The organism is Bacillus sp. G16 (assembly GCF_021282335.1).
Classification (GTDB): domain Bacteria; phylum Bacillota; class Bacilli; order Bacillales; family Bacillaceae; genus Bacillus; species Bacillus inaquosorum.
Genome location: NZ_JAJSOZ010000037.1, coordinates 1 through 5,804 on the forward strand (window position 1 = coordinate 1; position 5,804 = coordinate 5,804).

Sequence of the window (5,804 nt, forward strand, 5' to 3'; positions counted from 1 at the left end):
AGGTTCTTACTGAGGATATTAGCCGGCTTGCAAACAAAGGACGTCTTTATGAAACGGCATTGAAAATGCAACAGCAAGGTATCAACTTAACTGTAGTGAGCAGGTGTATAGGATGATGGTTCATTTTGTTCATAAGCCAGCAACTGCTCTGGAAGTTCGTAAATGGTGTGCGATGATACGTAACAATAGTGAATTCCATCTGTTATGGGATAGACGTGCAGTCAAATTCAGAGAGGAGAATAAGAATGGTCGAAAATCCAATGGTCATAAACAACTGGCACGATAAGCTGACTGAAACGGATGTGCAAAAAGATTTTTACGATGATGAAGTAACACCAGTTGATGATTATGTAATTGATGGCGGCGAAATCATTCTCAGAGAGAACTTGGAAAGATATCTAAGGGAGCAACTTGGTTTTGAATTTAAAAATTCGCAATAAAAAAGCCCACTCGGCAAAGTGGACTTCTTTAAAGGCTATCAATAAAAACTCATGTGCAAAATATTTTATCAGATAGCCTCAATAAAAACAATGGGGGTTTTGTTATGACAAGCAAAAGGGCAGAGATTCTTGCTAAGACTTCTGAAATGAGCCGTGATGAATGGCTTATTGAAAGAAGAAAAGGAATTGGCGGCTCAGATGCATCCATTATCTTGGGGCTGAACAAGTGGAAGACACCTTTTGAATTATGGTTAGACAAAACAGGACAGGTCCCTGTAAGTGAATCGCAAAGTGAAGCTGCTTACTTTGGATCATTGCTTGAAGACATTGTTGCAAAAGAATTTGAGATACGTAGTGGCAAGAAGGTTAGACGTAAAAAAGCAATACTTAGACATCCAGAACATGATTTCATTTTGGCTAATGTAGATCGAATGATCGTTGGTGAAAAAGCGATCCTTGAATGTAAAACAACCTCTGCTTACAACTTAAAAGAATGGGAAGACGAAGAAATCCCCGAGAGCTATATCGTTCAGGTCCAGCATTATCTGGGTGTGCTTGGACCTGAATATCAGAAAGCCTACTTTGCTGTGCTGATCGGCGGGAATAAATTTGTCTGGAAAGAGATTGAGAGAGACGACGAGTTAATTGACATGATCTTTGAAGCAGAGATTGAGTTCTGGAATAACAAGGTCTTAGACGGACAAGCTCCAACTTTAGATGGTTCAAGTGCTGCGGAGAAATACCTCAAAAAACGATATGCCGAAACTGAAAATAACAAAGCTATTGATTTAACTGCGGCTAATCGAGAACGTATTCAACAATATTTGCATCTTAAAGAACAGATCTCAGAGCTTCAAAGTCAGGCAAAAGAGTTAGAGAACCAGATCAAACATGAAATGAAGGATGCAGAGTATGGGTTTATTGGAAACTATCAAGCTTGTTGGAAGCTAGTTGTCTCAAATCGAGTTGACACGAAAAAGCTGAAAGAGCAGTTTCCGGATATTTACGAGAAGGTCAAAAAGGAAACTCATTTCAGACGTTTTGGAATCAAGGAGGTTAGCTGATTATGGCTACTAATCAATCAATTAAAAACAACATCCAAAAGAAACAAAAAAGCGCTCCTGTTCAGCAACAAGGGGCAACCATGAAAGGCTTGCTTTCCTCACCATCCGTTATTAAGCGATTTGAGGAAGTGTTAGGGAAGAGGGCTACACAGTTTACTGCTTCTATCTTAAGCCTCTATAACAGCGAGCAGATGCTACAGAAAACAGATCCTATGAGCGTCATATCCTCAGCAATGGTGGCAGCTACACTCGATCTGCCTATAGATAAAAACTTAGGATATGCCTGGATTGTTCCTTATGGAGGAAAGGCACAATTCCAGCTTGGATACAAAGGATATATACAGCTTGCCTTGCGAACAGGCCAATATAAGTCCATCAATTGCATACCGATTCATGAAGGCGAATTGCAGATGTGGAATCCATTGACTGAAGAAATCGATATTGATTTTGAAAAACGAGAATCAGACGTGGTAATTGGTTATGCAGCTTATTTTGAGTTGATAAATGGCTTCCGAAAAACAGTGTACTGGACAAAGGCACAAGTAGAGAAGCACAAAAAGAAATTCAGTAAGTCTGATTTTGGATGGAAAAATGATTGGGATGCGATGGCTCTTAAGACTGTATTAAAAGCAGTTTTAAGTAAGTGGGGGATTCTCTCTGTTGAAATGCAAAAAGCAGTTATTGAGGAAGATGAAACAAGAGAACGGATTGACATTACCAATGAAGCGGATAGTTCAGAAATTATCGATTCTGAGCCTTCAATCAAAGAAGAAACAGAAAAACCAAGCGCTCAAGAAGCCGATCCTTTTGACGGCAAGCCTGTAGATATAAAAGAAGATGAACTTCCGTTCGATTGAGGTAAGTATTCGTGACAAAACTGTACTCTGTGAAAGGAAGTAGGTGATTGAATTGGACATCAAAGCAATGGGGTATGTGGTCATACCCCGACTACCATTCAAAGAGTTTAGGGATGAAAAAATCTATGATCACTTGTTCAAAAGAGCTGAATACAGGCCAAATCAAGAGCTAGAACTTGGGCAGACCATTATCAAAGTTGTGGAACTTGCAAAAGATTTTAACTGGTCAGCTTCACAGATCAAATACTCACTAGACCGAATGGAGAAACAGGGATATATCAAATTGCACCGTCTTCCACAAAAAAGAGGGTTCATCGTCACCATACTTCATTATGCAGACTACATACAACTAGGAAATTACATGAAGAAAAAAGCTTTGGAACCAGCTGGGATTGAACATCAGGAGGTCGATGACAAAATGAAAAATGCCTTTGAGCTATATGAAAACAAAGTTGCTCGGTCAGTCGGCCCGATTGAGGCACAGCGAATTGGATACATGGTCGACGATTATGGTGAAGAAAAAGTGATGGAGGCTATCAAGACAGCGTTTCAATTAAAAGGGAAAGCAGCTAGTTTGTCATACGTTCAAGCCATCTTATCAAATCCATTCACTCAAAAGAGAAAGGAGAAACAATATGGCTATAAACAAAGCAGTCAGTATAGACAATGCATTTCAAACGATCATGCAGGAGCTTCGGGAAAAGTCAGCCCGCTTTTTGGGAACAAAACAGGCCGCATCCGAAGAAAAGGCTGAATTTGATTGTCCTTATTGTAAGGATCGTGGAATTGTCGTTTATCGGGTCCATAAAGATACTCCTTGGCATTTAGATGATCAGTTAGATCTTATGGTTCCTAACGAAATGGTACCTGAAGATGATTTTCTGTTAGGTAAGGTTTGCACGCCGGACAAAGCTAGTGAATGGAAAGATACTTATTCAAAACAGTGCGAATGTGTGAGACGAAAGAAAATAGCCAGACTCATGGCAGCTAGTGGCATTACAGAAGAATTTGAAAAACTTCTCTTTGGTAACTTCATTACGGACGGTAAACCTGACATGATTAAAGACGCTTATGAGTGTGCAGTCGAATACTATAAAGATTTTCAAAAGATCAAAGGAGAAAGGCAAAACAGTATTGCATTACTTGGACAGCCAGGCAGCGGTAAAACTCATTTGCTCACTGCGATTATGAATAATCTGATTAAGAAAAAATCAATTCATTGCATGTACTTTCCTTACGTAGAGGGCATGGGTGATTTAAAAGCTGACTTTGACAATTTAGAAGCAAAACTGGATGCCATGAGAAAGGTCGAAGTTCTATTCCTTGATGACTTATTTAAACCAATAAACGGTCAACCAAGGGCAACCGATTGGCAGGTTGAACAAATCCAGTCGGTCATTAATTATCGATACTTGAATCATAAGCCTTTGCTGATTTCTTCGGAGTTAACAGTCGATGATATTTTGGATATAGACGAGGCTCTTGGTTCACGGATTCACCAGATGTGTCGTGATTACATAGTGATTATTAAAGGCAATCGAATGCAATTAAATCATAGGTTAGGTGATTGGGAATGAAGGAGAAAATGAATGTAAAAGCAACTGGTGGACTTTATATATTTGGACCTTCAAATCCAACTGAAGGTAAAGATCTTACACCAACAATCTGTTTACTTGAGGAAAAAATAAAGCAAATGGAGCGGATGCTGAGTGCTTAAAGCAGTCGTGTCTCTGCTGACAATTTTACTCTCCGCACCGAGAATAGAAAAAGAAATTCAGCTATGGGAACAGCTTGACGGGAGGTAAGAACAGTTGGATTGCATTAAGTTCACTGTTTATGGTGAGCCAGTCGCACAAGGACGGCCGCGTGGATCAATACGAAATGGGAAGGTTCATATGCGTGATCCAGCGAAATCAAAGTATTTCAAACAGTATGTAGCTTTGGTTGCGTCTCAGCATCAACCAGAAACAATTATTACTGGTCCTGTCTCAATGGATGTCAAAGTGTACAGACCAATGCCAAAATCAGTTTCAAATTCATTAAAGAAGAAAGAGAAAGCTGAAAATGGTCTTTTGAGGCCTACTACAAAGCCTGATGTTGATAACTATGTAAAGGGTGTAAAAGATGCCCTGAATCATCTTATTTACAAAGATGATAGCCAGTAGTGGACCTGAAAGTTAGCAAGTTTTATAGTGAAGAGCCGAGGGTGGAAGTCATGATAAGAGAGGTTTCTGCCTAAAAATAAAAAACACCGAAGCGCTTAGCCTCAGTGTTCTTGATATGAACTGGTACTTCTATCATAACACAGGGGGCGCTTTGAGTGTACAATCCAAGAGAAATAAACATCAAAAAAGACTTCACTATTCAGCAGAAGATTGATCCAGGAAAAGTTCAGATCATTGTTTTAGATGGGAATCAAGGTACTGCCCATGTCTTAGATGCTCCTGAGCACGGTAAAACAGTGATTCAAACTATAAAGGGAAGCTTTGCACGGGTTGATCATGAGATAGGGTTTAAGGTGAGGTAAACAACAAGAAGCTTTCATCTTTTAGATGAAAGCTTCTAAGTTGAATTAATTATATTGAAGTTCTTTTATGATGAATTCATTTTTAGTGTATCCCAGTTTTGATAGTTGCAATAGTGCTTTAAGATAGTAAGGGAATACTTTAAACTCTGAAGCTTTAACTTCAATACATAAATTTTCTGTATTATCGTTATAAGAAACTTCAAAAGATATATAAGGAACAGTATCGAAATGATAACTAATTCTTAGAAATTTGAATTTCTCAAGGTTATTAGATTCTATTTCGATTTCATTATAAAAGAAAAAAAATGTTGTGGTGGCTTCAAGTACTGTTATAAAGGCACACGCTAAATCGTAATAGACTTCGATTTCGACAATATCTGGTATCTTATATTCATGTTCAAGCTTATTTCTTATCTGGTTTAATCTAGCTATAGAATTTGCTTCAATAATGCCTGCATCTTTTAAGAAATTTAATTTTTTTTCAAACTTTAAATTCTGTTCTTTAATCAAATTATATAGGCTTACTTGAGAAAGAAATACATCAAGTTGACAATCAATTGCCCTTTTCAGATGAGATACACAATTAATAATATGAATTGGTGAACCTGGGTTGTTTACTGAATGTTGTAATTCGATCTTAGCATATTCTAAAAAATCTCTCGGAGTTAAATCAAATTCAGGGTAAGAAAGGTGTGTACCAAATCCTCCACTTGGTTCCATTATATCAATGTTTTCAATCAAAAAATTTTTTAAAAGTTTAATTTTTTCGTTCATTACTATTGCTCACCTTCACTTTATTTAAAAATTTTACCATAAAAAGGATTGGAGGGTAAATGTTTTTATAGTGTGAAAATATTAAAAAATCGGTTGTTAACAAGGAATAGACAAATGAGGTTAAAATATTGTTTAGTAAAAC

The 5,804-nt window shown here is 37.6% G+C and carries 10 protein-coding genes and 1 pseudogene; 10 read left to right on the top strand and 1 reads right to left on the bottom strand.

The genetic code is table 11. The features are described from left to right. From LWH95_RS21175 to LWH95_RS21220, 10 genes and pseudogenes are all read left to right on the top strand, one after another. Positions 1-116: YqaH family protein (locus tag LWH95_RS21175; RefSeq protein ID WP_332880201.1), on the top strand; the 116-nt coding region annotated here is incomplete at its 5' end. Continuing rightward, on the top strand, positions 113-286 hold the full coding sequence (locus LWH95_RS21180) for a hypothetical protein (protein WP_157829195.1): 174 nt from the start codon (positions 113-115) through the stop codon (positions 284-286). The genes LWH95_RS21175 and LWH95_RS21180, both read left to right, overlap by 4 nt. Beyond that, positions 246-440: a YqaI family protein gene (locus LWH95_RS21185; protein ID WP_232920321.1), complete on the top strand. Its 195-nt coding sequence runs from the start codon at positions 246-248 to the stop codon at positions 438-440. Before LWH95_RS21180 ends, LWH95_RS21185 begins: the two co-directional genes overlap by 41 nt. A 104-nt stretch (positions 441-544) precedes the next feature. Beyond that, positions 545-1,504: a YqaJ viral recombinase family nuclease gene (locus tag LWH95_RS21190; RefSeq protein WP_232920322.1), complete on the top strand. Its 960-nt coding sequence runs from the start codon at positions 545-547 to the stop codon at positions 1,502-1,504. Positions 1,505-1,506: 2 nt separating this feature from the next. Beyond that, positions 1,507-2,361 carry a recombinase RecT gene (locus LWH95_RS21195; RefSeq protein WP_232920323.1) on the top strand — a complete coding sequence of 285 codons (855 nt, stop codon included), beginning with the start codon at positions 1,507-1,509 and terminating at the stop codon, positions 2,359-2,361. Between the two features lie 76 nt (positions 2,362-2,437). Beyond that, complete coding sequence (locus LWH95_RS21200; RefSeq protein WP_232920328.1) at positions 2,438-3,115, top strand: DnaD domain protein; 678 nt, start codon at positions 2,438-2,440, stop codon at positions 3,113-3,115. Then, positions 2,997-3,938 carry an ATP-binding protein gene (locus tag LWH95_RS21205; protein ID WP_232920324.1) on the top strand — a complete coding sequence of 314 codons (942 nt, stop codon included), beginning with the start codon at positions 2,997-2,999 and terminating at the stop codon, positions 3,936-3,938. Before LWH95_RS21200 ends, LWH95_RS21205 begins: the two co-directional genes overlap by 119 nt. Continuing rightward, positions 3,929-4,078 carry a hypothetical protein gene (locus LWH95_RS21210; RefSeq protein WP_232920325.1) on the top strand — a complete coding sequence of 50 codons (150 nt, stop codon included), beginning with the start codon at positions 3,929-3,931 and terminating at the stop codon, positions 4,076-4,078. Before LWH95_RS21205 ends, LWH95_RS21210 begins: the two co-directional genes overlap by 10 nt. A 94-nt stretch (positions 4,079-4,172) precedes the next feature. After that, positions 4,173-4,600 (top strand): annotated as a pseudogene (locus LWH95_RS21215) (RusA family crossover junction endodeoxyribonuclease). A gap of 81 nt (positions 4,601-4,681) precedes the next feature. Beyond that, the gene (locus LWH95_RS21220) at positions 4,682-4,888 is read left to right on the top strand and encodes an XtrA/YqaO family protein (RefSeq protein WP_232920326.1); all 207 of its coding nucleotides are present in this window, start codon (positions 4,682-4,684) and stop codon (positions 4,886-4,888) included. Positions 4,889-4,933: 45 nt separating this feature from the next. Here LWH95_RS21220 and LWH95_RS21225 read toward each other — a convergent pair whose 3' ends face one another. After that, the gene (locus LWH95_RS21225) at positions 4,934-5,662 is read right to left on the bottom strand and encodes a hypothetical protein (protein WP_232920327.1); all 729 of its coding nucleotides are present in this window, start codon (positions 5,660-5,662) and stop codon (positions 4,934-4,936) included. Between the last annotated feature and the right edge of the window lie 142 nt (positions 5,663-5,804).

Bases quoted from the DNA above. Each gene is read 5' to 3' on its own strand.
- LWH95_RS21190 (WP_232920322.1), top strand. From the start codon at position 545: ATGACAAGCAAAAGGGCAGAGATTCTTGCTAAGACTTCTGAAATGAGC.
- LWH95_RS21195 (WP_232920323.1), top strand. From the start codon at position 1,507: ATGGCTACTAATCAATCAATTAAAAACAACATCCAAAAGAAACAAAAA.
- LWH95_RS21185 (WP_232920321.1), top strand. From the start codon at position 246: ATGGTCGAAAATCCAATGGTCATAAACAACTGGCACGATAAGCTGACT.
- LWH95_RS21205 (WP_232920324.1), top strand. From the start codon at position 2,997: ATGGCTATAAACAAAGCAGTCAGTATAGACAATGCATTTCAAACGATC.
- LWH95_RS21225 (WP_232920327.1), bottom strand. From the start codon at position 5,662: ATGAACGAAAAAATTAAACTTTTAAAAAATTTTTTGATTGAAAACATT.
- LWH95_RS21180 (WP_157829195.1), top strand. From the start codon at position 113: ATGATGGTTCATTTTGTTCATAAGCCAGCAACTGCTCTGGAAGTTCGT.